At 65.7% G+C, this 25,434-nt stretch carries 25 protein-coding genes, 1 tRNA gene, 1 pseudogene and 1 riboswitch; of the genes and pseudogenes, 14 read left to right on the forward strand and 13 right to left on the reverse strand.

Features of this window, described 5'->3' with window-relative positions; translation table 11 throughout:
* Positions 1-284: 284 nt before the first annotated feature.
* Positions 285-677, reverse strand: a complete 393-nt coding sequence (apaG, locus tag ACQR0U_RS12525; RefSeq protein WP_315717145.1) for a Co2+/Mg2+ efflux protein ApaG — start codon at positions 675-677, stop codon at positions 285-287.
* A 325-nt stretch (positions 678-1,002) separates the two neighbouring features.
* On the opposite strand from apaG, the gene ACQR0U_RS12530 reads away from it, so the two are divergent.
* Genes ACQR0U_RS12530 through ACQR0U_RS12540 form a run of 3 tightly spaced genes read left to right on the forward strand, consistent with a single transcriptional unit; the run spans position 1,003 to position 4,263 of the window.
* The gene (locus ACQR0U_RS12530; protein ID WP_315717146.1) at positions 1,003-2,331 is read left to right on the forward strand and encodes an OpgC domain-containing protein; all 1,329 of its coding nucleotides are present in this window, start codon (positions 1,003-1,005) and stop codon (positions 2,329-2,331) included.
* On the forward strand, positions 2,331-3,089 hold the full coding sequence (locus tag ACQR0U_RS12535) for an SGNH/GDSL hydrolase family protein (protein WP_315717147.1): 759 nt from the start codon (positions 2,331-2,333) through the stop codon (positions 3,087-3,089). The genes ACQR0U_RS12530 and ACQR0U_RS12535 overlap by 1 nt, the downstream gene beginning before the upstream one ends.
* A gap of 13 nt (positions 3,090-3,102) precedes the next feature.
* Positions 3,103-4,263: a GDSL-type esterase/lipase family protein gene (locus ACQR0U_RS12540; RefSeq protein ID WP_434843305.1), complete on the forward strand. Its 1,161-nt coding sequence runs from the start codon at positions 3,103-3,105 to the stop codon at positions 4,261-4,263.
* 75 nt (positions 4,264-4,338) lie between these two features.
* Here the strand turns inward: ACQR0U_RS12540 and ACQR0U_RS12545 are convergent, their stop codons facing one another.
* Entirely contained in the window at positions 4,339-5,547 is a 1,209-nt protein-coding gene (locus ACQR0U_RS12545) for an O-succinylhomoserine sulfhydrylase (protein WP_316170708.1), read from the reverse strand.
* A 76-nt stretch (positions 5,548-5,623) separates the two neighbouring features.
* A riboswitch (SAM riboswitch) is annotated at positions 5,624-5,703 on the reverse strand.
* A 112-nt stretch (positions 5,704-5,815) separates the two neighbouring features.
* Here ACQR0U_RS12545 and ACQR0U_RS12550 point away from each other — a divergent pair.
* Positions 5,816-6,922 (forward strand): 2'-deoxycytidine 5'-triphosphate deaminase, encoded by a 1,107-nt coding sequence (locus tag ACQR0U_RS12550; RefSeq protein ID WP_315751243.1) that lies wholly within the window; start codon positions 5,816-5,818, stop codon positions 6,920-6,922.
* 130 nt (positions 6,923-7,052) lie between these two features.
* On the forward strand, positions 7,053-8,531 hold the full coding sequence (locus ACQR0U_RS12555; RefSeq protein ID WP_434843304.1) for an MATE family efflux transporter: 1,479 nt from the start codon (positions 7,053-7,055) through the stop codon (positions 8,529-8,531).
* A 4-nt stretch (positions 8,532-8,535) separates the two neighbouring features.
* Here the strand turns inward: ACQR0U_RS12555 and ACQR0U_RS12560 are convergent, their stop codons facing one another.
* The 5 genes from ACQR0U_RS12560 to ACQR0U_RS12580 all read right to left on the reverse strand — a co-directional run bounded on the left by ACQR0U_RS12560 (position 8,536) and on the right by ACQR0U_RS12580 (position 11,492).
* Positions 8,536-8,937 carry an SRPBCC family protein gene (locus ACQR0U_RS12560; RefSeq protein ID WP_434843303.1) on the reverse strand — a complete coding sequence of 134 codons (402 nt, stop codon included), beginning with the start codon at positions 8,935-8,937 and terminating at the stop codon, positions 8,536-8,538.
* A 10-nt stretch (positions 8,938-8,947) separates the two neighbouring features.
* Positions 8,948-9,307 carry a VOC family protein gene (locus tag ACQR0U_RS12565; protein WP_434843302.1) on the reverse strand — a complete coding sequence of 120 codons (360 nt, stop codon included), beginning with the start codon at positions 9,305-9,307 and terminating at the stop codon, positions 8,948-8,950.
* Between the two features lie 52 nt (positions 9,308-9,359).
* Entirely contained in the window at positions 9,360-10,199 is an 840-nt protein-coding gene (locus tag ACQR0U_RS12570; protein ID WP_434843301.1) for a helix-turn-helix domain-containing protein, read from the reverse strand.
* Positions 10,200-10,276: 77 nt separating this feature from the next.
* The gene (locus ACQR0U_RS12575) at positions 10,277-10,849 is read right to left on the reverse strand and encodes a methylated-DNA--[protein]-cysteine S-methyltransferase (RefSeq protein WP_315827965.1); all 573 of its coding nucleotides are present in this window, start codon (positions 10,847-10,849) and stop codon (positions 10,277-10,279) included.
* Positions 10,850-11,072: 223 nt separating this feature from the next.
* A complete protein-coding gene (locus tag ACQR0U_RS12580) occupies positions 11,073-11,492 on the reverse strand; it encodes an SPW repeat protein (RefSeq protein WP_316165596.1) in 420 nt (139 codons plus the stop codon).
* Between the two features lie 230 nt (positions 11,493-11,722).
* Between ACQR0U_RS12580 and ACQR0U_RS12585 the strand changes: the two genes are divergently transcribed.
* Positions 11,723-11,796: transfer RNA gene (locus tag ACQR0U_RS12585), tRNA-Gly, on the forward strand.
* A gap of 34 nt (positions 11,797-11,830) precedes the next feature.
* On the opposite strand, the gene ACQR0U_RS12590 is transcribed toward ACQR0U_RS12585, so the two are convergent.
* Together ACQR0U_RS12590 and ACQR0U_RS12595 are read right to left on the reverse strand one after the other, a co-directional pair.
* On the reverse strand, positions 11,831-13,663 hold the full coding sequence (locus tag ACQR0U_RS12590) for an AMP-dependent synthetase/ligase (RefSeq protein ID WP_434872165.1): 1,833 nt from the start codon (positions 13,661-13,663) through the stop codon (positions 11,831-11,833).
* A gap of 209 nt (positions 13,664-13,872) precedes the next feature.
* Positions 13,873-14,238: a nuclear transport factor 2 family protein gene (locus ACQR0U_RS12595; protein WP_434843299.1), complete on the reverse strand. Its 366-nt coding sequence runs from the start codon at positions 14,236-14,238 to the stop codon at positions 13,873-13,875.
* A 165-nt stretch (positions 14,239-14,403) separates the two neighbouring features.
* On the opposite strand from ACQR0U_RS12595, the gene ACQR0U_RS12600 reads away from it, so the two are divergent.
* The 6 genes and pseudogenes from ACQR0U_RS12600 to ACQR0U_RS12625 form a co-directional block, all read left to right on the forward strand.
* Entirely contained in the window at positions 14,404-14,763 is a 360-nt protein-coding gene (locus ACQR0U_RS12600; protein ID WP_315717159.1) for a hypothetical protein, read from the forward strand.
* 704 nt (positions 14,764-15,467) lie between these two features.
* Positions 15,468-15,992 carry a hypothetical protein gene (locus tag ACQR0U_RS12605; RefSeq protein ID WP_434843298.1) on the forward strand — a complete coding sequence of 175 codons (525 nt, stop codon included), beginning with the start codon at positions 15,468-15,470 and terminating at the stop codon, positions 15,990-15,992.
* 130 nt (positions 15,993-16,122) lie between these two features.
* Positions 16,123-16,311, forward strand: coding sequence for a hypothetical protein (locus ACQR0U_RS12610; protein WP_315751257.1), 189 nt, complete (start codon positions 16,123-16,125; stop codon positions 16,309-16,311).
* Between the two features lie 21 nt (positions 16,312-16,332).
* Positions 16,333-16,926 carry an SCO family protein gene (locus ACQR0U_RS12615; RefSeq protein WP_315717162.1) on the forward strand — a complete coding sequence of 198 codons (594 nt, stop codon included), beginning with the start codon at positions 16,333-16,335 and terminating at the stop codon, positions 16,924-16,926.
* A gap of 98 nt (positions 16,927-17,024) precedes the next feature.
* Complete coding sequence (locus tag ACQR0U_RS12620) at positions 17,025-17,933, forward strand: transporter substrate-binding domain-containing protein (protein ID WP_315751259.1); 909 nt, start codon at positions 17,025-17,027, stop codon at positions 17,931-17,933.
* A 141-nt stretch (positions 17,934-18,074) separates the two neighbouring features.
* Positions 18,075-19,718, forward strand: a pseudogene (locus ACQR0U_RS12625) (lysine--tRNA ligase); the annotation flags it as partial.
* A 687-nt stretch (positions 19,719-20,405) separates the two neighbouring features.
* On the opposite strand, the gene ACQR0U_RS12630 reads toward ACQR0U_RS12625, so the two are convergent.
* Positions 20,406-21,167, reverse strand: coding sequence for a carbonic anhydrase (locus tag ACQR0U_RS12630; RefSeq protein ID WP_316226705.1), 762 nt, complete (start codon positions 21,165-21,167; stop codon positions 20,406-20,408).
* Between the two features lie 253 nt (positions 21,168-21,420).
* Between ACQR0U_RS12630 and ACQR0U_RS12635 the strand changes: the two genes are divergently transcribed.
* Together ACQR0U_RS12635 and ACQR0U_RS12640 are read left to right on the forward strand one after the other, a co-directional pair.
* A complete protein-coding gene (locus ACQR0U_RS12635; RefSeq protein WP_315751262.1) occupies positions 21,421-21,765 on the forward strand; it encodes a DUF952 domain-containing protein in 345 nt (114 codons plus the stop codon).
* Entirely contained in the window at positions 21,762-22,856 is a 1,095-nt protein-coding gene (locus ACQR0U_RS12640) for a quinone-dependent dihydroorotate dehydrogenase (RefSeq protein WP_315717952.1), read from the forward strand. Before ACQR0U_RS12635 ends, ACQR0U_RS12640 begins: the two co-directional genes overlap by 4 nt.
* Before the next feature lie 71 nt (positions 22,857-22,927).
* On the opposite strand, the gene ACQR0U_RS12645 is transcribed toward ACQR0U_RS12640, so the two are convergent.
* From ACQR0U_RS12645 to ACQR0U_RS12655, 3 genes are all read right to left on the reverse strand, one after another.
* Positions 22,928-24,223 carry an MATE family efflux transporter gene (locus ACQR0U_RS12645; RefSeq protein ID WP_434843355.1) on the reverse strand — a complete coding sequence of 432 codons (1,296 nt, stop codon included), beginning with the start codon at positions 24,221-24,223 and terminating at the stop codon, positions 22,928-22,930.
* Between the two features lie 107 nt (positions 24,224-24,330).
* Entirely contained in the window at positions 24,331-25,065 is a 735-nt protein-coding gene (locus ACQR0U_RS12650; RefSeq protein WP_315751264.1) for an MBL fold metallo-hydrolase, read from the reverse strand.
* 13 nt (positions 25,066-25,078) lie between these two features.
* Entirely contained in the window at positions 25,079-25,387 is a 309-nt protein-coding gene (locus ACQR0U_RS12655) for a DUF6460 domain-containing protein (RefSeq protein WP_315717950.1), read from the reverse strand.
* Between the last annotated feature and the right edge of the window lie 47 nt (positions 25,388-25,434).

The raw sequence follows: 25,434 nt of genomic DNA on the forward strand, positions 1-25,434 counted from the left end.
AAGCAGCCGTTAAAACCGTCGCGCAGGGAGGGCCGGGTCGTTCCGGCTGAACCTGTGGTACCTGCCGCCTGCATTTTTTTCTGCAGGCGGGCCGCAGGCCTCAGCCGAGGCCCGGCCTTCCCTGCGCCCTCTATTTGCAGAGGGCGGATGAATGGACAAGGCTCGGGCGCGGGACGCGTCGCGAGAACGATGACGTGCGGCGTGGGTGCAGGATCTGTCGTATTGCAGCACAAGAGACAGCGAGCAGACGAGACTTGGGGCAGTCGGACTGCATGCCTTCTCAGCTAGTTCAACACCCGCTTGCCCTCGGGGCTGTCGAGCGAGAAGGCCGGCACGGCGATGTCGAAGTGCTCACCGCTCTCGCTCTCCATTTGATACGAGCCGGCCATGAAGCCGGACGCGGTGGTGAGCGGGACACCGGAGGTGTATTCGAAGCGCTCGCCCGGCGCGAGCACCGGCTGCTCGCCGACCACGCCCTCGCCGCGGACCTCCTGCTGCCGGCCGATCCCATCGGTGATGATCCAGTGCCGGCTGCGCAGCCGCACTGTCTCCTCCCCGCTGTTGGTGATGACGACGGTATAGGACCAGAACCAGCGGCCATCGGCCACCGACGACTTCTCAGGCAGGAAGTTCGGTTCGACGGTCACTTCGATGTGGCGAGTCACGGCGCGATACATGGTGGCATTGTAGCGGAAACCCGCGCCGGAACCAATCGCGACGCCATCGTGCTTTCAACACAGTTCCGCATTATGGCACAAGAATCGCGGACTTTGTCGGCCGTACGCGCGATCCGTTCCTTAGACTCGGATCGGGCGCGGCAGGCAGCACCCTGGGGGCGGATCGACCTGTCCTGCGTCGTGCGATCGCCCACCAACCGTCCGCCAAGGTCGAAAAACTGGGCACGGCCCAGCTGATAAGTCCTTCATCGCTTGCGTAAAATCTGCGCAGCCCTACATTTCCCCTGCCGGGCCTCGAAGGCTGGCAGCCTTGACGCGGTGCCTGATGACGTCGATTGTCGATCGCCCTGCCGGACCGTCCGCCCCCGCCGCCAGCGCCGCACCCGCGCCGGCTGCGGAGACTGCCGCCGCGGCGAGCGCGGCTGCATCTGCATCTGCCGTCGCGGCCGCGCCGGCCGTCACCGCTGCACCCGCCACCACCGCTGCGCCTGCGATCACCTTCCCGGCGGTCGGCGAGCGCGAGCTGCGGCTCGACCTGTTTCGCGGGCTGGCGCTATGGTTGATCTTCATCGACCACCTGCCGCCGAACCTGCTGACCTGGTTCACGATCCGCAACTACGGCTTCTCCGACGCCACCGAGATCTTCATCTTCATCTCCGGCTACACGGCGGCATTCGTCTATGGCCGGGCGATGCAGGATGCCGGCTTCATCGTCGCCACCGCGCGCATCCTGCGCCGCGTCTGGCAGATCTACGTCGCCCACGTCTTCCTGTTCACGATCTTCCTTGCCGAGATCTCCTACGTCGCGACCAGCTTCGAGAACCCGCTCTACACCGAAGAGATGGGGATCATGGACTTTCTCAAGCAGCCGGACGTGACGATCGTGCAGGCGCTGATCCTGCGCTTCCGCCCCGTCAACATGGACGTGCTGCCGCTCTACATCGTGCTGATGCTGTTCCTGCCGCTGATCCTGTGGCTGATGCGCTGGCGTCCTGACGTCACGCTCGGGCTCTCGGTCGTTCTCTACGCACTCACCTGGGAGCTCGATCTCTATCTGACGGCCTATCCGAACGGCTTCTGGGCGTTCAACCCGTTCGCCTGGCAGCTCCTGTTCGTGTTCGGGGCCTGGTGCGCGCTCGGGGGCGCCCAGCGCATGTCGCGCATCATCAACTCACCGATCACGCTCGGGCTCTGCGTCGCCTATCTGGTCGCGGCCTTCTGCGTGACCCTGACCTGGTACATTCCGCAGCTCGGCCATCTGATGCCGCGCCGAATCGAGCAGTGGATGTATCCGATCGACAAGACCGACCTTGACGTGTTGCGTTTCGCGCATTTTCTCGCACTTGCAGCACTCACCGTGCACTATTTGCGCAAGGATTGGCCGCTCTTGAAGTCGCCGTGGCTGCGTCCGCTGATTGTTTGTGGGCAACACTCGCTCGAGATCTTCTGTCTTGGCGTGTTTCTGGCGTTTGCGGGCCACTTCGTCCTTGCCGAAGTGTCCGGCGGCGCCATGATGCACGCGGTGATCAGCCTTTGCGGCATCCTCATCATGTGGGGGGTGGCGTCGTTGATTTCGTGGTACAAGCGTGAGGCCGATAAGGGGGCCGCGCGAAAAGGTGCGCGCAGCAACGCCGATCTGGCGGGAGGGGGCTGATGAAGTCCGTCTCGTGGTTAAGGTTGGGTATCGCAGCGCTGGCTGTTTCGCTGGCGGCCTCCGCGCGCGCGGAAGATGCGCCGCAGAACTGCGAGGTGCCGGCCTACCTGCTGACAACCGAGAGCCCGCTCCCGAAGGTTGCAGACGCCGTCAAGAATGGCCGCACGCTGGATATTCTCGTCGTCGGAAGCCGCTCATCCTCCATTGTCAGCACCTCCGACGCAAATGCCTACCCCGCCCGTCTGCAGGCGGCGCTGAAGGACAAGCTGCCGGCCGTCACCGTCAATCTCAGCGTCGAGCTGCAGCCCAAGAAGACGGCCGAGGAGGTCGCGGGCAATCTCGTTAAACTGGTGGAAGGAAAACGGCCTAATTTGGTCATCTGGCAGACCGGCACGGTCGACGCCATGCGGTCTATCGATCCTGATGAGTTCCGGCAGGCGGTCGACGACGGTGTGGCGACGCTGCAGAAGGCGGGAGCTGACGTCGTCTTGATGAACCTGCAATACAGTCCGCGGACGGAAACATTGATCTCCGTGCCGCCCTATGTCGACAACATGCGTGTGGTGGCGCAGCAGCGCGACATCCCGCTGTTCGATCGGTTTGCCATCATGCGGCAGTGGAACGAGCAGGGCGATTTCGACCTGTTCAATCCGACGCACGGGGTCGAGCTGGCCAGGCAGGTTCATGACTGCATCGGCCGGGCGCTGTCGAAGTTCATCATCGACGCGGCGCATATCGGGCCGGCGCAGCAGAACTAGGATTATGTCGTTCATGACGTCGAATGAGTGTCACCGCGTATCCGGGACATGGGAGAAGCTTTCGGCCGTTGCGGTCATTGCCATCGCCCTCGCGCTGAGCCCGCAGAAGGTACGGGCGCAGAGCGCAGCGCCGGCTGCACCCGCCGCGTTTTCCGATGTGAAGAGCTCCGGTCCGAAGCCTCCGTTGATCAGCGAGCTGCGACCGAGCATCGGTCACATCACATTGGCGCAGGCGAACGATCAGATGCGCGGGCCGATCGCCGCGGTGCGCCCGGCGGCCACGACCTCGCCGCCCGCGGCGACGACCGCGCCGGCCATGACCGATGCACAGCCGCCGGCTGCAGCCGGGCAGGCCATCGCGGCCACGCCGCCGCAATCGCGCAGCATCACCGAGCGGGCGATCGACAAGGTCAAGCAGGTCGCCAAATCGGCCACCGACATCTTCAACCGCGTGCCGTGCCTGCCGCCGAAGGGTGTCGCCAAGAAGAACTTCATTTCGCTGCCGCACGTCGCCAACAAGCTCGCCTCCGGCCTGCCGGTCGTGATCGTCGCCTTCGGCTCATCGTCGACGCAGGGCTTTGGCGCGAGCGCGCCGGACTACACCTATCCGAACCGGCTCGCCGCGCAGTTGCGCCGGCAATATCCCATGGTCGACATCAGCGTCATCAATGCCGGCGTCGGCGGCGAGGATGCGCCGGAGATGATGAAGCGACTGGAGACGTCGGTGATCGACCGGCGTCCGGATCTCGTGATCTGGCAGGTCGGCACCAATGCCGTGCTGCGCGATCTCGATCCGGCCGAGACCGCCAGGCTGGTCGAGGATGGCGTCGCCAAGATCCAGGCGGCGGCCTCCGATGTCGTGCTGGTCGACCTGCAATATTCGCCGCGCGTCAACGAGCGCTCGGAGAACGCCAGCCGCATGAACAAGCTGCTCGGGCGTATTGCCGAGCTGCATCACGCCGGCATCTTCCCGCGCTTCGAGGTGATGCGCGACTGGCACGAGCGCCAGGCGATCCCGATCAACGAGTTCGTGATCTCGGACGGCCTGCACATGAGCGATTGGGGCTATGCCTGCTTCGCCCAGTTGCTCGGCGACGACATCATCCGCTCGGTCGGCCAGGTCAAGCTCGGCATCAACGCACCGGCCGAGGTGCCGACCTATCGGCCGATGTGATCAGAAGCGAGTAGGGAATGGCGAGTAGCGAATAGGGAAGAGATCCACTACTCGCTACTCCCTATTCGCCATTCGCTACGCCGCCCGCAGGGCGGCGTCCAGATCCTCGATCAGATCGTCGGCATGCTCGAGCCCGGCGGAGAAGCGGATGAAGCCCTCGCTGATGCCGAGCTCGGCGCGCGCCTCCGGCGTCAGCCGCTGATGCGTCGTCGTCGCCGGGTGCGTGACCAGCGTCTTGGCGTCGCCGAGATTGTTGGAGATGCGCGCGAGCTTCAGGCCGTTGAGCGTACGGAACGCAGCCGCCTTGCCGCCCTTGACCTCGAAGCCGACCAGGGTCGAGCCGGCGCGCATCTGCTTGCGGACGGTTGCCGCCTGCGGATGGTCCTCGCGGCCCGGATAGATCAGCCGCGAGATCTTCCGATGCGCGGCGAGGAAGTCGGCCACCTTCGCCGCCGTCTCGGTCTGCGCGCGCACGCGCACCGCCAGGGTCTCCAGGCCCTTGAGCAGGACCCAGGCGTTGAACGGCGAGATCGACGGGCCGGTCTGGCGCATGAAATTGTGGATGTGCTCGGCGATGAACGCCTCCGACGACAGGATCACACCGCCGAGACAGCGACCTTGGCCGTCGATGTGCTTGGTCGCGGAATACACCACGACGTCAGCGCCGAGCGCGAGCGGGCTCTGCCAGATCGGGGTGGCGAACACGTTGTCGACGATCAGCCGCGCGCCATGGGCGTGCGCGATCTCGGCGATGGCGGGGATGTCCATCACGTCGAGCGTCGGATTGGTCGGGCTCTCCAGGAAGAACGACTTGGTGTTGGGTCTGACCGCCTTCTGCCATTGGTCGAGGTCGAGCCCATCGACCAGGGTCGACTCGATGCCGTAGCGCGGCAAGAGATCCTCGACCACGTAGCGGCACGAGCCGAACAGCGCCTTGGCCGCGACGACGTGGTCGCCGGCACGGAGGGGAGCCAGGATTGCCGTGGTGACCGCGGCCATGCCGGTTGCGGCCGAGCGGCAGGCCTCGGCGCCCTCGAGCTCGATCATGCGGCGCTCGAACATCGCCGTGGTGGGATTGGAGAAGCGCGAATAGATGAAGCCGGGATCCTCGCCCTTGAAGCGCGCCTCGCATTCCTCGGCGGTGGCGTAGACGAACCCTTGGGTGAGATAGAGCGCCTCGGCGGTCTCGCCGAATTCGGAGCGCAAGGTGCCGGAATGCACCAGCCTCGTTTCGGGACGATAGTGGGCGAACGACGCCGGCGCCTTCGCGGGGGACTTCGACATGTGACCTCCATCGTGGCCACCGCCTCGGGCGATGGGCACAAAAAAACCGGCCTGGGACAAAACCTCAAGGCCGGGATCACATTCGTCCCCGGCCTGTTTAGCGACTTATTTTACGTGGCTGCAAGCCGGCCGGCTCAAATCACCACGGGATAAGTCGTGCTCATAGTCGCAACCGGCCTTTCCGTCAAGCCAGCCATCGGATAACCGGTCAAAAGACCCTATATTGGCTCCATAAGCCGCCGTTCCGGCGCCTGCAAAGGATCAGGTCTTGCCGTTTTCGCTCAGCCCCGACGCCCACGGCATCCTCCCCGATCGCATGATCGTGGCGATGACGGAGGCTGGCCTGATCATCCCCGAATATGATTTCGTCGAGAGCCAGATCCAGCCGGCGAGCCTCGATCTGCGGCTCGGCGACGTCGCCTATCGCGTGCGTGCGAGCTTCCTGCCCGGGCCGGGCGCGACGGTCGCCGAGCGCATCGACGAGCTCAAGCTGCACGAATTCGCACTTGCCGACGGCGCGGTGCTGGAGACCAACTGCGTCTACATCGTGCCGCTGTTGGAGAGCCTGGCGCTGCCCAAGGACATCGTCGCGGCCGCCAATCCGAAAAGCTCGACCGGGCGGCTCGACGTGTTCACCCGCGTGATCGCCGACGGCACGCGACGCTTCGACATGATCGGCGCGGGCTATCACGGCCCGCTCTATGCCGAGATCAGCCCGAAGACGTTCCCGGTCCTGCTGCGCGAGGGCTCGCGCCTGTCCCAGGTTCGCTTCCGCTATCGCGACGCGGTCCTGTCGGAGGACGAACTGATCGCGCTGCACCAGGCCGAGCGACTGGTGGATCGCGACGATGCCGATCTCACCGGCGGCGTCGCGCTTTCCGTCGACCTGTCCGGCAGCAATGCGAACGGATATGTGGGCTATCGCGCCAAGCGCCACACCGGCGTCGTCGACGTCGACCGCCGCGCCGGCTATCCGGTCGAGGAGTTCTGGGAGCCGATCAAGGCACGTACCGACGGCAGCCTCATTCTCGATCCCGGCGAGTTCTACATCCTGGCCTCCAAGGAGGCCGTGCAGGTGCCGCCGGACTACGCCGCGGAGATGGTGCCGTTCGATCCGCTGGTCGGCGAATTCCGCGTCCACTATGCCGGCTTCTTCGATCCCGGCTTCGGCTATGCCGGCGCCGGCGGGCAGGGCTCGCGCGCGGTGCTCGAGGTGCGCTCGCGCGAGGTGCCGTTCATCCTCGAGCACGGCCAGATCGTCGGCCGTCTCGTCTACGAGAAGATGCTGGCGCGGCCGAATGCGATGTATGGCAGCCGCATCGGCTCCAACTACCAGGCCCAGGGCCTGAAGCTCTCCAAGCATTTCCGTCTCTGAGCGCGGCTGCGTCTGCCGCGCACCCCCAATGCGCCTGCCGCACAGGGCGCGCGCCAGCGCCGTGCTAGGAAAGCGAGAGCAATCGAACGATAACACGGCCGCGGCCTGCGCGGCCGAGCGGGGAGCTGAGATGTCCGAGATCGGCCTGGCCGACAATCCGGTCGGCGAGGGGCGTGCATTGCCGCCCCCCGAGAAGCCGATCCGGAACAAGCTCGTCGACGGACCCATCCTGCGCACCCTGCTGTCGCTGGCCTGGCCCAACATCATCGCGAACACGGCCGGCACCTGCGTCGTCATCGCCGAGACCTCCTATATCGGCCGGCTCGGCATCGAGGCGCTGGCGGCGATGGCGCTGGTGTTTCCGCTGGTGATCCTGACCATGACGATGTCCGGCGGCGCGATGGGCGGCGGCGTGGCCTCGGCGATCGCGCGCGCGCTCGGCGCCGGCGACGCCGAGCGGGCCTCGACGCTCGCCACGCACGCGCTGCTGATCGCGCTATTGTTCGGCGCGACCTTCATGATCGGCATGCTGGCGTTCGGCCCTGCCTTGCTGGAGGTGCTCGGCGGCCGCGGCGCGGTGCTGAGCCATGCCACGGCCTATCTGCAGATCTTCTTCGGCGGCGCGATCCTGCCCTGGCTGATGAACTCGATGGCTGGCATCCTGCGCGGCACCGGCAACATGAAGCTGCCGTCGTTCATGATCCTCAGCTCGGCGCTGCTGCAGATCGTATTGGGCGGCACGCTCAGCCTGGTCCTCGGGCTCGGCATGCGCGGCGTCGCCGCCGGCGCGCTGCTGGCGTTCTGCGTCAGCATCTCGGTGATGGGCTGGTACCTGTTCTCCGGCCGCGCGCGCGTGCGGCCGAAGCTGCGGGGCCTGAAGATCAGCGGCGCGATGTTCGCCGACATTCTCAAGGTCGGCGCCGTCGCCTGCTTCTCGCCGCTGCAATCCGTGCTGTCGATCGCGATCTTCACGCATATGCTGGCGTCGTTCGGCACCGCCGTGCTGGCCGGCTACGGCATCGGCGCGCGGCTCGAGTTCATGATGACCACGGTCGCATTCTCCGTCGGCATGGCCTCGGTGCCAATGGTCGGCATGGCGATCGGTGCGGAGAGAATCGCGCGCGCCCGCCGCATCGCCTGGACGGCGGGACTGGTGTCATTCGCGTCGGTGGGCGCGCTGTCGACGCTGATCGCGATCGTCCCGCAATTGTGGGTCGACATCTTCACCCAGGACGAGAGCGCGCGCAGCGCGGGCCGGCACTATCTGCAGGTCGCGGCGCCGATGTATGCCTTCATCGGCCTGGCGATCTCGATGTATTTCTCCTCGCAGGGTGCCGCCAGGGTGCTCGGTCCGGTGCTGGCGCAGACGGTGCGGCTCGTCTTCATCGCTGCGGGTGGCAGCTATCTGCTGAGCCGTGCCGCGACCGAGGGCGACTTCTTCATGCTGGCGGCGTCCTCGATGGTCCTGCTCGGGGTGCTGACGCTTGCCAGCGTCATGCTCACCCGCTGGGGCCCGAAGCCGGCCGCAGCGCTGGAGCTGCGCCCGGCCGTGCTGACGGCCGGACGCGGCCTTGACTCGCGCGGGCCGCCGCCGGCGCGTATCGGCTGAGCCGCTATCCGCGCAGCCTGCCCAACGTGTCCTGCATCGCGCGCGCGCCGAGCTCCATCTGCTGATCGATATAGGGTGCGATCTCGTGCGGCAGCACGTCGGTGGTCCAGATCACCCGGCAGCGCTCCTCGCCTTCCGGGATGATCTGAAACGACGCACTGTGCTGGCTGATGCGTTCGTTCTTGATGGCATAGACGAGGCGTCGGCGTTGATCGTTGCAATCGACCAGCTGCTCGCGCACCACGCTGCCGTTGGCGAAGCTGACAATGCGGACGTCGCCGTCGAGCGTGGTGCCGGTGACGAAGCCGGGCGCCACCTTGGTATGAACAGCGCCGAAATCCCGCACTGCGTCCCACACTGCACCCGCTGGGGCTGCGATCGGAATGTCCTTCTGGATGGATGCCATGGCGCCGACCTCACGGACACACGGCTTCGATGTTGTTGCCGTCGGGATCGATCAGGAAGGCGGCGTAGTAGGTCGGACTGTAGTCCGCGCGCGGCCCGGCGCCGCCATTGTCGCTGCCGCCGGCCTTCAGCCCCTCGCTGTGGAATCTGGCGACGGCCGCGTGGTCCTGGGCGCGGAACGCGATATGGGCGGCGCCCTTGCTGGCGCCCTTGTCGAGATACAGCCACAGCGCCGGCTCCCCCTTCGGGCCGATGCCCGCCGACGCCTCGTCCTTGGAGCAGAGGATGTGGCCGAGCGGCGCCAGCGCCGACGTGTAGAAGCGGACGCTGGCGTCGAGATTGCCGACCTTGAGGCCGATATGATCGTACATCGATGATCTCCATGCTTCGCATGCGGCTGCCGCACGCGCTGGGATCATCCAATCAATGGCGGCTCAGATGGTCTTGGAGAATCTTGCGCTCGCCGCGCGAGGCCTTGCGAAACTTCGCCGGCGACACGCCGGCAGCGCGCGCGAAGGTGCGGGTGAAATTCGACAGATCGGCAAAGCCCGAATCATAGGCGATGGTGGTGACCGGCGTGTCCTCCTCGCTGAGACGCCGCGCGGCGCGCCGCAAGCGGGAGCGGATCAGATATTGATGCGGCGTCACGCCGATCGTCGCCGCGAACAGCCGCAGGAAATGGAACGGGCTGACGCCGGCTTCGTGCGCCGCAGCCGCCAGGTCGATGTCGCGCTCCGCATTGTCGTCGATCCACAATGCGCTCTCCACCGCGCGCCGGCGATCGCGCAGGCTCGGCGTCGCCGCCCGTTCCTGCCGGCCCGTGGCGGTCGCGACGAAGCGGCTGGCGATGATCTGTCCAACCTCGTCCAGACCGAGGTCCTGCTCGCGCGCGGCGACGGCCTGCGCGAGCTCTCCGAGGACCATGAGCTCCGGCAGCGGCGGCATCGCGCCAGCCCGCCAGGCCTGCCTGTCGCAGCCGATCTCGTCGATGAGCGCATCATCGAAGAAGAATGACAGGCATTCGTCGCCGCAGACGTGATCGTGCGTGCACATGAACTCATCGCCGGGATGGCCCACCAGCAGCGAGCCGGTGACCAGTTCGAAGAAGCGGCCGCGGTGCCGGCAGCCGAAGCTGCCCTTGCGCACATAGGACAGCGAGTAGCCGGCATACTGCTCGACATAGGGACGCTCGCCAGCGACCGCTGCACAGCGGAACTCGGACACGGTGACGTCGCGGCTTTCGAACAGGATGGTGCTGGTCATCCTGTAAATCTAGCGCATTGCGGCGGAAAGAGGAGGGCGTCGTGCGAGATAATATCGCGCGACGCGCGAAGGCGGGCTTATAATGCGCGCGGCCTGTCGATGGCGAGAAACGCGTCGAACAACGTCAGGCCCGCATGAGGCTTTGCGCCTTCGAGCGACAGCAGCCGACGCTTGGAGACGATGCCGCTGTTGGGCGACGGCTTGTCGAGGCCGTTGCCGATGTCACGCACGCGGTGACAGGGAACGATCAGCACGAGCGCATTCCTGCTCAGCGCCTGCGCGATCGAATTCAGCGCCTTGGGAACGTGCAGTTCGTCCGCGATCGCGTCGGCGGTGCGCGTCTCGCCGCGCGGAATGGCGCGAATGCAATCATAGACGCGCTGGTTGAAGGGCGTGACGCCGTCGAGGTCGAGCGCAACGTCGGAGAAGTCGACATCCTGCCCGCGCAGCATGGCCGCGATGCCTTCGATGGCGAGTTCAGTATTCGAACACGGGCGCTGCTCCCGTGCGTCGGGAAACTGGCGAAACAGGCGCCGCCGCGTCTCGATTTCCCGTGCTTCCGGCAATTGTACGCCGGTGATTCCGACATCGCTCCACGCAATGCCGCAACGGCCGAGGGCCGTATCAAAGATCGTATACCCACGCCCCATGACGCCACCCCAACCCACACCACATCATATCATCGTCATGATCGCCCGCATCAACTTTGTTTACAAAGTGTTAACAGCGTGACCTGACCGGGGCGGGTTTGCCCTGATTTGGGTGATGGTTGTCAAGCGTGCCGTTGCGATCGCTGTCTGCGATTTCTGTCATCGGCATCGCGATCACGGAACGCGGCGCCGCACGCAGGCGAGGCGCGATCGACCGGAGCCGCTACGGCCGGCTCACCGATACAGGCCTATCGCCGGCGAAATCGGGATCATGCGCAAGCCACAGTTCGAGCAGACTCAGGAAGGTCACGGTGATCCCGATGGCGATGCTGACATGCATCGCCGACGTATGCACGAATCCGAGCAGCCATGGGGCTGCAACCAGCCACACTCCAAGCGCGACCTTCAGCCACTCCTCCCAATCGGCAAACGCAAGAAGGCCGCCGAGCGAGAGCACGATGACGGCAGCCCCCGCCAACTCAGCGTTGATGCGGCCGACGCTGCCGACGAAGCCGAACAGCCAGGGCGCGACGGCCAGGAACAGACCGCAGCCGAGGGTGTAAAGGTCGAGCGCCGACGGACCCGACATGACGGCGAGGGCTTTCGAGGGGGCGGTCTGAGACGCGGGGCTGTGGCTTTGCATGATGTGAGCTCCCAGGACCTTCACGGCGTGGCGAAACAGGGAGAGGCGCCGCTTCCAACGGGCAAAAGCGCGATCGGCCCGATCCGTTCCGGAGCCTGCGGTTGCGGCCGATCACGATCGGGAGATCAGGCCGGTGGTCGAACTCTTGCGTCTGCCCCCCGCGGCCTTGGCGGTCTGGCGGAAACAAGCCGCTTGGCGAAACGCATGGTCTCGGCTAAGCATTGGCTAGCGCGGGCGTAGTTCAATGGTAGAACGGCAGCTTCCCAAGCTGCATACGAGGGTTCGATTCCCTTCGCCCGCTCCAATGCCGCAATGTCCTGCTGCGGTGCCCTGCAAGATCAGCTTCGTACGATAGCCGACGGCCGCGAAGCTGACGGGCGTTTTGCATAGATCGCCTCGATTTCCTTCGCAAAGCTCCGCTCGATCGCCGGACGCTTGTTCTTCAACGTCGGCGTGATCAGGCCTTCCTGCACGGTCCACGGCTCCAAGGTCCAATGCACCGCCTTCGGCGTCGCGTAGGACGGATAGGCCTTCGCGGCTCGCGCAATGTGGCGCAGCAGGGAGGCCGCTTCGGCCTCGTTGCCGCGCTGGCCGTGCGCCGCGAGCCTCGCCTGCTGCTCAGCCCAGCCCTTGGCGTTGAGCACGACGATCGCGGTCAGGAACGGCCGGTTCTCGCCGATCACGATGGCCTGCTCGAACAGCGGATCGGTCAGGATCGCGGTTTCCAGATCGGCGGGCGCAATCTTCTCGCCGGTCGAGGTGACGAGGATGTCCTTGATCCGACCGGTGATGGTGATGCGTCCGCTGTCGATGCGGGCCTGGTCGCCGGTGTGCAGCCAGCCGTCGGCTTCCCTGGTGCGCGCGGTCTCCTCCGGCCGGTGCCAATAGCCGAGCATCACGTTTGGGCCGCGCACCATCAACTCGTCATTGTCGCCGATGCGCACCTCGATGCCCGGCAGGGCGCGGCCGACGGTGCGCGGGTCGTTGTCGTCAGGCGTGTTGACGCTGACGACGGGCGATGTCTCGGTCATGCCGTAGCCCTGCAGCACCTCGAGCCCGAGCGCCAGGAACAGCCGCACCACCGGCTCGGCGATCGGGGCGCCGCCGCTGACGGCGACGTGCAGCCGTCCGCCGAATCGAGCCAGTAGCTTGGCGGCGACCAGGCGTTGCAGCAGCGGCCACGCGATACGGTCGAACGCCGAGAGTCTCGTCCCGCGCCCATGCTGCGCATCGAAGCGACGGCCGCCGATCGCGATGGTCAGGTCGAGCAGCACCCGTTCCAGCGGGTTTGCGATCGCGCGGTGATGCATGATGACCGAGTAGATGCGCTCATAGATGCGCGGCACGGAGATCAGGATGGTCGGACGGACCTCCACCAGATCTTCGGACAGCTGCTTCGCCGAGCGCGCATAGGCGACGCAGGCGCCGATGGCGATCGGGTAGTAGTAGCCCGCGGTGCGCTCGAACGTGTGTGACAGCGGCAGGAACGACAGGAATACGTCGTCGGTATCGGCCGCCAGCCGCTGATGAATGGCCTTGAGGTTGGAGACGATGTTGTCGTGCGACAGCATCACGCCCTTGGGCCGGCCCGTCGTGCCCGAGGTGTAGACGATGGCGGCGAGGTCGTGCGGCGCGATGGCGATCCGGGTGCCCGGAGGCGTGGCATCGCTGGCCGCTTTCAACCACGCCTCCAGATCGATGAGGCGCGGATCGCCGGTCGGCGAGGTCGTTTGCCGGTCGGCGCAGACGATCCGCCGCAGGTCGGGCAGGGCCTCGCCGACCGCTGCGATCTCATCCCAGCGTGTGTCCGAATCGACCAGCAGCAGCCGGGCACCGGAATCGGCGAGGATGTAGGCGATGCTGTCGGCGTTATCGACGGCATGCATCGGCACCGGCACCAGGCCGAGCGAGAGCGCGGCCTGGTCAATGGCGAGATGCGCGATCCCGTTCGGCATCAGGATGGCGACGCGCTCACCCTGGGCGAAGCCCTCGGCCGCAAGCGCCCGCCGCCATCGCCCGACGACGAGATCGATCTCGCGCCAGCAGAAGCTCGCCCATCGGCCGCTTCCTGCGTCGAAATGTCGGTAGGCCTGCTTGTCCGGGCTCTGTTCGACGCGCCAGTGCCAGAGTTCGGGCAAGGTGGTGATACCGGCCAACGTGTCGGCCGCCATGGCGTGATCATCGATGGGATTTGAGTGCTGCACGCCCGTCTCCGGCGATCCTGAACTCCGTCGCGAAGCAGAAGCTCTGCAGCGGCGGATCGGGTCCGACGTTGACGTAGCGCAATCACCACGAGACAGATCGTGCGTCTGCGCATGGGAGCCCGGCAATCGCGGCAGGCCGACCCCGCTGTGGGAGGTCGGGCGGATCGGGGCGTCCGTCAGGCGCCCTGCGGGACCTTGTCGAGAAACCCGGTGACGCGCCGGATGCGGCCGTCGGCCAGCTCGACGAAATCCGTGCCCTGGATCGGGGCTTCCGCATTCTCGGGGCCGAGCTCCCAGGAAAAGCGGAGATGATGACCGTGGCCGTCCGCGGAGCCGATCAGGCGAAAGCGGAAGTCGGGAAAGCGCTGCTGCACGCCCGCGACCAGGCCGTCCACCGCATCGCGTCCTTCGCCGCGCATCAGCGGGTCGACATAGAGCGCATCCGCGGTCCAGTGACGTGCGAGCAATGCGCCGCGCTGCGCGGCATCGCGTTCGTTCCACAGCGTGATGTAGCTCTCGGCGATCTCGGTCGGGTTGGTCATCGGTGCTCTCCATGTTGTGAACGATGATGAGCCCATCATCGCGCCCGGCGCGCAGCGAATCGATTACGTCGAAGGTCATCTCATCCGGAATGACAGAACTGTAAGTTGCCGCCTGTTTGCGCGAGGGCTACGCCACGCGCAGAGGCGGTGCGGGGAATGCGTCTCATGATGTCCGACACTTGGAAGTGGATTGCCGTCGCAATCTGTCTGGTGCTGTTCACGGCGGATACCGTGCTCAAGCCGCAGGACAAGCCCAATCGCATGGTGTTCTTCGAGCTGCATCGCGGCGAGAGCCCGACGATGATCGGCATGATGCGCGACGACCTCGTCAAGCTGCCGGGACGCGGCGCCAGCCGCATCCGCGATGCGCTCGCGCGCGGCGAGACGTTAACGGTCTGGCAATATGAATTAAGAAAGATTGAAGACGGCAGCTATCAGGAAGTGCCGGAGCGGCAGATCCAGCTCGGCGCCGCCGATGCGCCGCTCGTCACCTTTGGTGCACGGATTCGGCTGCCCGATAATTAGTTCGGTCCAGACGGCGAGAGCATCGGGAGGCAGATCGTCTCCCCGGCTGCCAGCGTGATATCGGCCCGACCTCGCTCCATCTCCCGATCCAGACGGCGCGGTGCGAGGAGAGACCCTGCCGCGCCCGCTTGCGGCGCGGGGCTCGGCCGAACGGTCCAAACTTGTGATTGCATTCGTCGCATCTCCGGATTTCGGCCATGCCGCCGGGGCTGGCGGAAGCCCGCACCCGCGATCGTGATCGCACGAGCACCCCTGGGCCAGCGATGAGCGGGCGAGCGTCCCGCCGTCACTGGGCAGCGGGGCGCGTGTCGCGCGGAAGCTCGGCCCCGGGTTTCTCCGGAGTGTCGTTTGTGGCGCCGCTGCCGCGCCGATGGGCGAATCATGCCGGGCCTCTGCCTTGCTCGTGGCGCCACCGCCATGTCCGGAACCAGCGTTGGTCCATTTTCGGTGGTAGCGACTCATTGGTGCAGCGGGCTTGCAACACTCGCGGTGAATTTGGCTTTCGCAGCTGCGCTCTCCTGGACAAAAACACGATCTCGAAACACGCTGCGTTTGCGATTTGGATTTGGCTTTCGCGTTCCGGTTCTGCGGATGGGGTCGTGATTGCAAGGTCCACCGCAGTCCAAGCATCACAAGAAGCGCATCACACGAAGCGTGCCAAAGTCGGTCAGATCGGTTTTCGCCGGGTTGCACTGGGGCTCGACATGAAATTCTGGACGGGATTGCTTGCGGTCGTTCTGTTGCTGTCGGGGGTCGGCGCCAGCCAGGCCGTGGTCCGGATCGCCGATGACCGCGGTGGCCGGATCGGAACCTATGTCGACAAGTACCAGGGCCTGCGATCCTCCGGTGAGTATGTGATCATCGACGGGCTCTGCGCATCGGCCTGCACCATCGTGCTTGGGGCGATCCCGCACGAGAAGATCTGTGTCACCTCGCATGCCAATCTCGGCTTCCACGCCGCCTGGGATTTCGGCGCCAACGGCCGCGCCGTCACCAATCCCGAGGCGACCCAGATGCTGTACTCGATGTACCCTTCGCCGATCCGCCGCTGGATCACCCAGCGCGGCGGCCTGACGCCCCGGATGATCTTCCTGAAGGGCAGGGAGCTGCAGGCAATGTACAAGCCCTGCTATATGGATGCCCAGGCGTCCTCTCCGGCCTCCTCGCACGTCCCGCCCAATGCACCGGCCATCTCGCCGGCTGCCGCCAAGGCCTCTGCCTCCCATTGATCACACCGAGGCACTAGCCGCTTCGGGTGATCGCGACCCGACTGCGGCGCTTGCCTGGACCAGCTGCGGGGCTTATCTGGAGCGAGAGGGGTGGGCCGCTTGGCCGGCTCCGGCCGATGAGTACGCCATCATGCAGCCTCTTTCAGCGCCCCAAGAGATACCGTCCGCATCGCGAGCCCGGCGTCCGGCCTCTGCTCCGGCCCTCGCGGCGGGGATCGCGGCGATCGGGCTCGTCGTCGGCGCCGTGACGATGTGGGTGCAGTACGGGACCGCGGTGTTCTTCGAGACCATCGCGGCCGGCTGGCAGGCCTGCTTCTGAGAGACAGTGAAGGAGCGCGCAATGCCGTCCAATGTCACCCGTCCGCTGGTGATCGTCGGAGCCTTCGCCGCCAGCCTGGTGGTCGGGTTGTCGCTGATGTTCCTTGTCATGGGCGGCGGCCGCAACATCGCGGCGCCGGCCGCGATCGGCGGCCCGTTTCAGTTGACCGACCAGAGCGGTGCCGTCGTCACCGAGAAGAGCCTGGAAGGGCGGCCGACCCTGATCTTCTTCGGCTTTACCCATTGCCCGGACGTCTGTCCGACCTCGCTGTTCGAGATCTCCGAGGTGCTGCGCGCGATGGGCAAGGACGCCGACAGCGTCAACGCCTATTTCGTCTCGGTCGACCCCGAGCGCGACAATCCGGCTGCGATGAAGGACTACCTCTCCAGCTTCGACCCGCATCTGAAGGGTCTGACCGGCGATCCCGAGGTGCTGGCGAAGGTTCTCACCGAGTACCGGGTCTATGCCAAGAAGGTCCCGCTGAAGGACGGTGATTACACCATGGACCACACCGCTTTGGTGTATCTGATGGACCGCAACGGCCGGTTCGTCGCACCGTTCAACCTGAAGCGGACGCCCGAGGAAGCGGCGGCGGATCTCAAGAAATACCTCTGAGCGCGTTAACGCTCCAGCCGGGCGGCCGCCTCCGGGCCGAATCCAGCCTCGAATTTGCGCATGGATGGTCTATAAGGCGCTGACCATCGGGACCGCTGATGCCGACCGTCTTGTCAAAGCCCGTGAAATCCGCGCCTGCGGCCCGCGCCGCCATTGCCGGCGCGCTGCTGTGCTTCGGCCTGGCCGCCGCCGGCTCGGAGGCGCGCGCCCAGGCGCCGGTGAGGCCCGCCGTCGAGGCGGCGCCGCAGGCCGTCCCTGGGTTCTGGGACCCGCGACGCCGGCCGGAGCGGCCCGATCTGTCGCGCCTCACGGTGATTCGGTTCCTGACCGAGACCGACTATCCTCCGTTCAACTTCACCGGCCCGGACGGCAATCCGGCCGGCTTCAACGTCGATCTTGCCAGGGCGATCTGCGACGAGATCAAGGTGACCTGCACCGTCCAGATGCGCCGGTTCGAAACCCTGCTCGACGCGCTGTCCTCCAACCGGGGCGATGCGATCATCGCCTCGATCGCGGTGACGCCGCAGATGCGGGCGCGGGCCGATTTCTCCGATCCGTATTACCGGGCGCCCGCGCGTTTCGTGTCCCGCCGCGACGCCGTCATGACCGAGATCCGCCCCGAATTTCTCGAGGGCAAGAAGATCGGCGCCGTCGCCGGCACCGCGCACGAGGCTTACCTCAAGGCGATGTTCACCGACGCCGAGATCAAGAGCTATCCGAACGACGAGGCGCTGCGGCAGGCGCTGCGCCGGGCCGAGGTCGACCTGATCTTCGGCGACGGCATTTCGCTGGCGTTCTGGGTCAATGGCACCGATTCCGGCGATTGCTGCGCCTTTTCCGGTGGACCTTTCGTCGAAAGCCGCTATTTCGGCGAGGGCGTCGGCATCGCCGTGCGCAAGGGCAACGACCTCTTGCGCCAGGCGCTGAACTGGGCGCTGTTCCGGGTCTGGGAAAAAGGCCGCTACACCGACCTGTGGCTGCGCTACTTCTCGATCAGCCCGTTCTAGCGCTTGCCGTCGTTCCGGGGCGCGTCGAAGACGCGAACCCGGAACCTCGAGATTCCGGGTTCGATGCTTCGCATCGCCCCGGAATGACGGGTATCATGACCGCTGTTTTGCACTGACGTCTTCGGAGAAGTCTTTTTCACGATGTCCACGATCGATCTCGTCCCAACCAGCCCGAGCGACCTGCGCGCGCTTGCCGAAAACTCCAACGCCTGGCCGTTCGAGCAGGCGAAGGCGATCGTCAACCGGCTGAAGAAGAATCCGAAGGACGAGGTGCTGTTCGAGACCGGCTACGGTCCGTCCGGCCTGCCGCATATCGGCACCTTCGGCGAGGTGGCGCGCACCACGATGGTGCGCCACGCCTTCCGCGTGCTGACCGAGGACAAGATCAAAACCCGCCTGATCGCCTTCTCCGACGACATGGACGGCCTGCGCAAGGTGCCGGACAATGTGCCGAACAAGGAGATGCTGGCCACCCACCTCGGCAAGCCGCTGTCGCGAATCCCCGACCCGTTCTCCAACGAATATCCCTCGTTCGCCGCGCACAACAATGCGCGGCTGCGCGCCTTCCTCGACAGGTTCGGCTTCGACTACGAGTTTGCCTCGTCGACCGAGTACTACACCTCCGGCAAGTTCGACGCGGCGCTGCTGCGGATGCTGGAGCGGCTCGAGAAGGTGATGGCGATCATGCTGCCGTCCTTGCGCGAGGAGCGCGCGGCGAGCTACTCGCCGTTCCTGCCGATCTGCCCGCGCACCGGCCTCGTGCTGTACGTGCCGATCGTCGAGCACGACGCCAAGGCCGGCACCATCTCCTATGACGATCCCGAAACCAGGGAGCGCATGACCGTTCCGGTCACCGGCGGCCATTGCAAGCTGCAATGGAAGCCGGACTGGGCGATGCGCTGGCATGCGCTGGGCGTCGACTATGAAATGGCCGGCAAGGACCTGATCGATTCGGTGAAGCTGTCGGGCAAGATCTGCGCGGCGCTCGGCGGCACCCCGCCGGAGGGCTTCAACTACGAGCTGTTCCTGGACGAGAAGGGCCAGAAGATCTCGAAGTCGAAGGGCAACGGCCTGACCATCGACGAATGGCTGCGCTACGCCTCGCCGGAATCGCTGTCGCTGTTCATGTATCGCGAGCCCAAGGCGGCGAAGCGGCTGTATTTCGACGTCATCCCGCGGATGGTCGACGACTACCAGCAGTTCCTCGAAGGTTTTCCCAAGCAGGACGCCAAGCAGCAGCTCGGCAATCCGGTCTGGCACATCCATTCCGGAAAGCCGCCGAAGGCCGACATGCCCGTCACCTTCCAGCTGCTGCTGACCCTGGTGTCGTCGTCGAACGCGGAGAATGCCGAGACGCTGTGGGGGTTCATCGGCCGCTACCGGCCCGGCGTGACGCCGCAAACCCATCCCAAGCTCGACGCGATGGTCGGCTACGCCATCAACTACTATCGCGACTTCGTCGCGCCGACCAAGACCTTCCGCGAGCCGACCGAGGGTGAGCGCGTGGCGCTGCAGGACCTGCGCGATGCGCTGTCGAACCTGCCGGCTGACGCGACGGCCGAGGACATCCAGAACGTGGTCTACGAGATCGGCCGCCGCGAGCCGTTCCTCGACCACGCCAAGAAGGGCAAGGACGGCCGCCCCGGCGTGTCGCTCGACTGGTTCAACATGCTCTACCAGGTGCTGCTCGGCCAGGAGAAGGGCCCCCGTTTCGGCTCCTTCGTCGCGGTCTACGGCGTGAACAATGCGGTGGCGATGATCGACGGGGCTTTGGCGCGCTCGGCGCCGCGGCCACCGCATCAAGCGGATACTATAAGGTCGATCGCCAAACTCGCGCTCAACGACGCTCTGCAAATTCACGCGTTAATCGCTCTGTTGAGAGTCCAGAATTCGAAGGGGATCAATAGCCAGCTGTCCAAAGCAGGAGCTGCAAAAGCGGCCGCGGTCGCAAGGAATGCAATGATCGGCTATTTGGTTACTTTGGTCGCTCGGGCATATGCAGAGCCAAAGCAAGGTGATTTGCATCTGTGCGCCGCCGCAGAGATACTAAAGACAGACCAGACCTCCCGAGAGATATTCGATTGCGGTGATAAGCCGAAGAAGGTTGAGGACTTCGAAGAGTATTGGGCAAAGTGTCGAGGCGATCATCGCTTGCCAAAAATCAAGAATTTTCGCGATAAGCACACTGCACATCTTGGCGTCGTCCAAAATATACCTGAACCTGCTTATCGAGAGCTGTTTGAATTTGGCGAGGCGACGGCGCAAGCTATGGAATGGTTAGCGCTTGCAACGGGAGTGGCGGTCAACCCGATAGCGGGAAACAACGATTCGGCGCTCTCGGCTGAGGCTTTTTGGAAGCCGTGGCAGGAGAGTAGCTTTCTGTAATTCGAAACTTAGCTGATCCGTCCCTCTCTTTCGGAGTGAGAGACGGATCAGTTTTAGGTTAGCAGTTTTCGGCGTCCGCGAATTTGACTACACCCCCTGCAGCACGAAGCGGCGGTCGAGCTTCTGCACCGGGCGGGCGTTCATCGGATACAGCTTGGCGAATTTCGCCACGTCCGCTTCCGCGACCGAGACCGGCTCGCTCAGCAGCAGCCATTCGACCACCTCTGAGCAGGGCGGCGTCGTCAGCGAGCCGGCATAGCGATAATAGGAGCGGCGCGCCGGCAGCATCATGTTGGGGTTGATGCGCGGATCGGCCTTGACCGCGGGACCCTCCTTGTCCGGCATCGTCGCGACGATCTGCGCGAAGGCGGGGTTCGGACGCCCGGTGGTCATGAGCACACCGACGACGGCGAGGCCGCCGGAGGCGGCGCGGTGCACGAAATGCGCCTCCATCGGATAGTTCTTGCCGCCGATCTGATGCTCGCTCGGACGATGGAAATGCACCTGCAGCAGCTTGTAGGTGGTGCCCTCGAGCTTCATGGTGCTGCTGCCGTCGGCGAAGTTGAGCTGGATGGTGTGACCATTGTTGACGATGGTGTCGGCGGTCCTGGCCCAGCTCAGTCGGAAGTCGGGAAGCTGGGCCCGGGTCGAGTGCTCGATGTCGATGGGCGATTGCTGGGTGCCGACGCTGCAGACCTTGTTGGCCGCATCGAGATCGCCCCATTTGGCCGGCCCGGTCGCGCCCTCATAGCTCCAATGCGGGGCGCCTTCGGCGGCAAAGCCCGGGGTAGCGCAGACGGGGCACAGGGCGAGCCCCGCAAGGGCCTTCAAGACGTGGCGGCGGTCCATGACAATCTCCAAAGGTTCAAGCGCGGGCATGATCGGTTGCGAATCGCGCGCAACAGGAAAGCCGAATCAGGTTAACTCTTGCTGAGGAACCGGTTGCATCCCCGCGAGCTCGCATCACTCGGATACAATCTGAGCGGGTCGGCCGCCGGACTGTCCCGGGCAAACGATGCTTGAGTTCGCTGCCCCCTGCCGATACGGTCGGCCGCTCCCGAAAACATCAGCAAACTCAAGCTCAAGCCAGGACCGCGCAAAGGTGCCCAAAATCTACAAAATCTGCTCAGCTTCGGCCTGGCGCGAGGCGGAGCGGCTGGGCGTCTACCGTGGCAGCGCGGACGATCTGCGCGACGGGTTCATCCATTTTTCGACCGCCTCCCAGGTGCCGGAGACGGCGCGGAAGCACTTTTCGGGGCAGAGCGCGCTGTTCCTGGTCGAGGTCGAGGCGGACGCGCTCGGCGATGCGCTGCGTTGGGAGCGTTCGCGCAATGACGAGCTGTTCCCGCATCTGTATGGCGAGCTCGATCTCGGTGCCGTGACCGGCGTTCACCAGATGCACAGCCGTGCCGATGGCGGCCACGACATTCCGGACCTGAAGCCGTGATTCGCGCCTTCGACCAGCTTTCGCTGCCGCTGCTCCGCTGGCTCGACGCTGAGGACGCGCACCGGCTCGCCATCCAGGGCCTGAAGCTGCTGCCGGCGATCAAGCCGCGACCGGATGATGCCAAGCTCGCGGTGCGCGCCTTCGGCCTGAACTTCCCGAATCCGGTCGGCATGGCCGCCGGCTTCGACAAGAACGCCGAGGTGCCGGACGCGCTGCTGCGGCTCGGCTTTGGCTTCGTCGAGATCGGTTCGGTGACCCCGCGGCCGCAGAGCGGCAATCCGCGCCCGCGGCTGTTCCGGCTGGAGCGCGACGAGGCGGTCATCAACCGCATGGGTTTCAACAATGACGGCGCCGAGATCGTGCTGCGGCGCCTGGCCGGGCGCGCCCACCAGGGCGGCATCGTCGGCGTCAATGTCGGGGCCAACAAGGATTCGGTCGACCGTGTCGCCGACTACGTCCGGCTGATCGAGACCTTCGCGCCGGTGGCGAGCTATTTCACCGTCAACATCTCCTCGCCCAACACGCCGGGCCTGCGCAACCTGCAGCAGGCGTCTCAGCTCGACGAGCTGCTGTCCAAGGTGCTCGAGGCGCGCGACCGCGTGCGGCGGAAAGCTGGCGATACGCCGGTCCTGCTCAAGATCGCACCCGATCTCAGCCTCGCCGAGCTCGACGACGTCGTCCATGTCGCCCGCTCGCGCGGAGTCGACGGCATGATCGTGTCGAACACGACGCTCGCCCGGCCCAGCTCGCTGCGCGAGCAGTTGCGCGCCAAGGAGCAGGGCGGCCTGTCCGGGCGGCCGCTGTTCCGGCTGTCGACCCGCATGGTGGCCGAGACCTTCGTGCGCGTCGAAGGTGCGTTCCCGCTGATCGGCGTCGGCGGCATCGACACCGGCGGCGCCGCGCTCACCAAGATCCGCGCTGGCGCCAGCCTGATCCAGCTGTATTCCTCGCTGGTCTACAAGGGCCTCGGCCTGGTCGAGAGCATCAAGGCCGACCTGACCTCGACCCTGCTGCGCACGGGACGCGATTCGCTGTCGGAGATCGTCGGTGCGGACGCCGCGACGATCACCGCCGAGGACTGGCCGGTTTAGACGCGCTTGATCTTCGGCGAAGAGTGTAGGGCGAGCGAGATCGCAGAGCGCGCTGCGCGATACAGCGCCCTCTACAAACTCTGTTTGTTGCCGAACGACGCCCGCAGCAGCGCCGGATAGCGTGCGGCCTGGAAGCCGCCGCGCGCCGCGTAGAAGCCGAGCATCGCGATCCACAGGCCCGTATTGCCGAAGCCGCGCAGCGCCAGCCAGGTGCCGAGAAAGACGACCAGCGCCGCCACCATGAGGTTGCGCATGTCGCGCGCCCAGGTGGCGCCGATATAGACGCCGTCGAATGCGAAGGCGAACACCGACAGCAGCGGCGATGCCACCACGAACGGCAGATAGTCGCGCGCCGCGCGGCGCACCGCATCGCTTGCCGTCATCACGTCGATCAGCACCGGCCCGAACAGCGCGAAGATCGCGGCCACCGCGAGCGCGAAGCCGAAGCCCCAGGCGAGCACCAGCCTTGTGGCGCCGGAAAAGGCGTCGCGGTTGCGCGCGCCGAACGCATAGCCGCAGAGCTGCTCGGCGGCGTTGGCGAGGCCGTCGAGGAAGAACGCGGCCATCAGCAGGAAATTGTTCAGCACCGCGTTGGCGGCCAGCGTCGTGTCGCCGGCGCGCGCGCCCTGCGAGGTGAAGAACAGGAAGGCGACGATCATCGCCGCGGTGCGGATCATGATATCGCGGTTGACGGCCATCATGTGCATCAGCTTGGCGCGGTCGAGCAGCGCCGCCCGCGACATCCGGGCGTCGGCCTTGACCAATCGGCGCGCCAGCACGAGGCCGATCGCGACACCGACCGTCTCCGCGATGACGGCGGCAATCGCCGCGCCGGCGATGCCGGCCTGCAGCACCTGGACGAACAGGATGGTCGCGGCCATGTTGATCAGGTTGATCGCGACCTGAATGGCCAGCGCCAGCCGTGCGCGCGCCAATCCGACGAGCCAGCCGAGCAGCACGTAGTTGGCGAGCGCCAGCGGCGCCGACCAGATCCGGACCATGAAGTAGGTGCGGGCCGCGCCGAGCACGGCGTCGCTGCCGCCCATGAGGTCGAAGATGATTGCCCCCAGCGGCAGTTGCAGCGCGATCAGGCTGACGCCGATCAGCGCGGCCAGCGCCAGGCCGCGGATCAGGACCATCAGGATCTCGTCGGTCTCGCCGGCGCCGAGCGATTGCGCGGTGAAGGCGAGCGTGCTGGCGCGCAGGAACGCGAACAGCCAGAACAGGCAGTCGAAGATCACCGAGGCCATGGCGACGCCGCCGAGCATGGCGGCTTCGCCGAGCCGGCCGATCGCCGTGGTCGAGACGATGCCGATCAGCGGCGTCGTCAGGTTGGCGATCATCGCGGGACCCGCGATGTCGAACACCTGCGCGGTCGTGACTTTGGCTGAAGCGGTCAAGAATGGCCCGTCGATTGGCAGAGCGCGCGGCACGCGCGTTCCTGCCGTTCTTAGCGGCCTTTCGCGCCTCCCGGCTAGAGGTCGATGCTCATGCCGTCATGCGCGGCCACATGGCCGATGCGGTCCAGCCGGCCCAGCATGTCGTCGCTCATATGGGTGAGCACCAGCCGCTTCGGCCGGATAGCATCGAGATGCGCCTCCAGCACCGCGAGGCTGAGGTGGTTCTTCACCGCCTTGTCGTAGGTGTAGGCCTCGGCGATCAACAGGTCGGCGTTGCGGCCGAGCGGGATCAGGCTCTCCGTCCATTCGGTGTCCGCGGTGTAGGCGACGACCTTGCCCTCCGCCTCGATCCGGTAGCCGAGAAACGGCCCGCCCGAACTGCCGTGGACGACTGGAAACGGCGTCACGCAGACCTCGCCGAAGCGCGTCGTCTGCTCCGGTTCAAGCTCGATCACGGACAGCTCGAATTTCCGCGGCGTGCGCGACGAATGCTCGAACAGCGCTTCCATCACCTGCGTCAGCCGCGCCGTGATGCCGGCGGGGCCGGCGATCACCAGCGGCAGCGTCCGCTTCGAAAACTGCGCGTCGAGCAGCAGGAAGGGAAGCCCGGCGAAATGATCGCCATGGAAATGCGTGATCAGGATCAGTTCGATGGCGTTGCTGGCGATGCCGAGCCGCTTCAGCGCCGGCAGCGACGAGGCGCCGCAGTCGATCAGAAGGTTCGTCTGCGCGCCGGTCAGATGGAAGCAGGTGTTGGAGTTGCCGCCCGAGCCGAACGCGTCACCGCAGCCGACGAAGCGGAGCTGCATCGGCTGTGGCTCTCTATCGGCCGCGCGGGGCGAACAGCCGCGACAGGAGCCAGACCGGGATCACGATCACCGCGCCGAGCAGGAAGTAGCGCCACAGCCAGTTGAAGGCGTCGAAGCCGAGCTCGTAGAGCCGGATGAACAGCAGCCGGATGCTGTGCAGGATGTTCAGCGGATCGAAGCCGATCGCCGACAGCACGACGCCGACCAGGATCGACAGCAGCACCAGCCGGAACGCCACCGACAGCGGCGAGCCGCCGAGAAAACGGTACAGGCCATCCGAGCTGCGGGCGCGGGCCGGATAGTCCCTGACGTCGTTCGACATGGCATCGTCTCCAGGCGGGTTCGTCGGATTCGCGAGCCCGATTATAA

This window comes from Bradyrhizobium sp. HKCCYLRH3097, assembly GCF_051167875.1.
GTDB lineage: Bacteria > Pseudomonadota > Alphaproteobacteria > Rhizobiales > Xanthobacteraceae > Bradyrhizobium.